Origin of the sequence: Rathayibacter sp. AY1A4 (assembly GCF_002930955.1) — a bacterium.
Taxonomy (GTDB): domain Bacteria; phylum Actinomycetota; class Actinomycetes; order Actinomycetales; family Microbacteriaceae; genus Rathayibacter.
Genome location: NZ_PSTN01000054.1, coordinates 1 through 2,410, shown reverse-complemented (window position 1 = coordinate 2,410; position 2,410 = coordinate 1). Strand labels below are relative to the sequence as shown.

The window sequence follows — 2,410 nt, the reverse complement described above, 5'->3', positions numbered from 1 at the left end:
CGCCCACCCCCGCCACCGCCCGCCCGCGGATCCGCGTCGGCGCCGTCCTCTACGGACTCGTCCTCGCCGCCGCCTCGATCGGCCTGCTCGTCGTCTCGGCCGACCCGGTGCTGCGCGCGCAGGTCGTCGAGCGCGGGATCACGCTCGAGCCCGGCGCCGCGCTCGCCCTGGCCGTCGCGGCGCTCGGCGCCATGGCGCTCCTCCTCGCGCTCGCCCGCCTGCTCGACCGCCGCGCCGCTCGCGACGACGGCTGACCCCGGCGCGGGACGCCGGGTGCTCGCAACCCCCTGCCCCGCATCCGCCGAGAGGCGCAGACTCGTCCCGGGCGATCGCCCGCCACCCCCTGGAGACGAGACCATGCCCTTCTGCGCCCCCGAGAGACTCCGCTGATGGAGCTGGGCATCGCCGCGATCATCGGAGTCTCGGTCCTGGTCGCGGTCGCCGTCTTCTCGCGGCGCCTCGGCGTCGCCGCCCCGATCGTCCTCGTGCTGGCCGGCGTCGGCGTCTCCTACATCCCCGGAGTGCCGGAGGTGGTCGTCCCGCACGAGTGGGTGCTCGACGGCGTGCTGCCGCCGCTGCTCTACGCGGCGGCGCTCAGCGTCCCGTTCATCGACTTCCGCCGGAACCTCACCACCATCACCGGCCTGTCGGTCGTGCTGGTGCTGATCTCGGCGGCCGGCGTCGGCGCGCTCCTCTTCCTCCTCCTCCCCGACCTCGGGCTGGGCCTGGCGATCGCCGTGGGCGCGATCATCAGCCCGCCCGACGCCGTCGCCGCGACCTCGGTCGGCCGGCGCCTCGGCCTCCCGCCGCGGCTGCTCACCCTGCTCGAGGGCGAGGGGCTGATCAACGACGCGACCGCGCTGGTACTCCTCCGCTCGGCCCTCGCCGCCGCCGCGGGGACGCTGGCGACGCCGTGGGCCGCGATCGGCGACTTCCTCTACGCGGTCGTCGTGGCCGTCGTGGTCGGGTTCGTGGCCAGCGTCGTCACCGTCTTCGTCCGCTCGCGGCTCGAGGACCCGGTGCTCAACACCGTCCTCTCCTTCATCGTCCCCTTCGTCGCGTTCATCCCCGCGGAGGGCCTGGGCGCCTCGGGCGTGCTCGCCGTGGTCGTCGCCGGCCTGCACACCGGGCACGCCTCCTCCCGCGCCTTCACCGCCCAGTCGCGGGTGAACGACCGGATCAACTGGCGGACCGTGCAGTTCCTGCTCGAGAACGGCGTGTTCCTGCTGATCGGTCTCGAGATCCGCTCGCTGATCCACGACGCCGACAGCGCGCGCCTCTCGGTGCCCGGAGCGGTCGGGATCGGGCTGATCGCGGTGGTCGGGCTGATCGTCGTGCGCTTCCTCTGGGTCGGGCCGGTCCTCCTCGGCGAGCGCTGGCAGACCCGCCGGGCCGAGCGCCGGGCCCGCGAGCAGAAGGAGCTGCTCGAGTCGCCCGAGGCGCAGGAGCTGCCGAAGGAGGAGCGCGGCCGGGCGAAGCGGCGCTACCTGCTGCGGCGCAGCGACTACCGGCACTTCAGCCGCAACGGCATCGGCTGGCGCGGCGGTCTGGTGCTCGGCTGGTCCGGGATGCGCGGAGTGGTGACCCTCGCGGCCGCGCAGTCGCTGCCCGAGGACATCCCGTACCGCCCGCAGCTCGTGCTGATCGCCTTCACCGTGGCCGTGGCGACCCTGCTGATCCAGGGCAGCACGCTGCCGCTGCTGATCCGCGCGCTGGGCATCCGCGGGATCGACGTGCCCGAGGACCAGCGGGCGCTCGCGGGCCTGCTCGACGAGATCACCGAGAAGGGCCTCTCGGTGCTCGAGCGCCCGGGCGACGCCGTCGAGGGCGCCGACACCGTCGCTCCGGACGTCCTGGAGCGGGTGCGCCAGACGTCGTTCCTCCGCTCCGAGGCCGCCTGGGAGCGCTCGCGCGGCACGGAGAGGTCGGTCGCGGACACTCCGCACCGTCTCTACCGGGCGCTGCGCCTCGCCGTGGTCGCGGCCGAGCGGGAGGCCCTGCTCGACGCGCGCTCGCGCCGCGCCTACCCGCAGCGCATCCTCCGCGACGCCCAGTCGCTGCTCGACCTCGAGGAGACGCGGCTGCGGGTCCGGCGGGGCTCCGAGTCCTGAGGGCTCGGGATCGTGACGATCGCTCCCGGGGATGCCCGCGCCGATCCAGGCCCTGTGGAGGAGCGCCGAGCTCCTCGAGTGCGCCATCCGGATCGACCCCTCGGACCACGGCCGTCCGGCCTCCCCGGCAATAGCCCGCCGATGCGTCACCCCCCGTTAAGCCCGCGCGCCCCGCTTCCTCTGGCACTGCCGTCGCCCCGCCCGTAACCTGCGGATCGCCTGAGAATCGGATCCCCCGACCCGCCCGGGCGTCCGGAAGGCCCGCCATGCGCTCGAACCCGTCCCCCTCGACCCCGTCC

Annotated in this window: 2 protein-coding genes; both read left to right on the top strand. The window is 74.8% G+C overall.

Translation table 11 applies throughout. The annotated features are described in order from the left end of the window. On the top strand, window positions 1-254 hold a 254-nt coding region (locus C5B92_RS17480), incomplete at its 5' end, for a hypothetical protein (protein ID WP_219814363.1). A gap of 135 nt (window positions 255-389) precedes the next feature. After that, window positions 390-2,111 (top strand): sodium:proton antiporter, encoded by a 1,722-nt coding sequence (locus tag C5B92_RS16735; protein ID WP_104346620.1) that lies wholly within the window; start codon window positions 390-392, stop codon window positions 2,109-2,111. The last annotated feature ends 299 nt before the right edge of the window (window positions 2,112-2,410 follow it).

Excerpts from the sequence above, each read along its gene's own strand:
- C5B92_RS16735 (WP_104346620.1), top strand. The coding sequence starts at position 390 with ATGGAGCTGGGCATCGCCGCGATCATCGGAGTCTCGGTCCTGGTCGCG.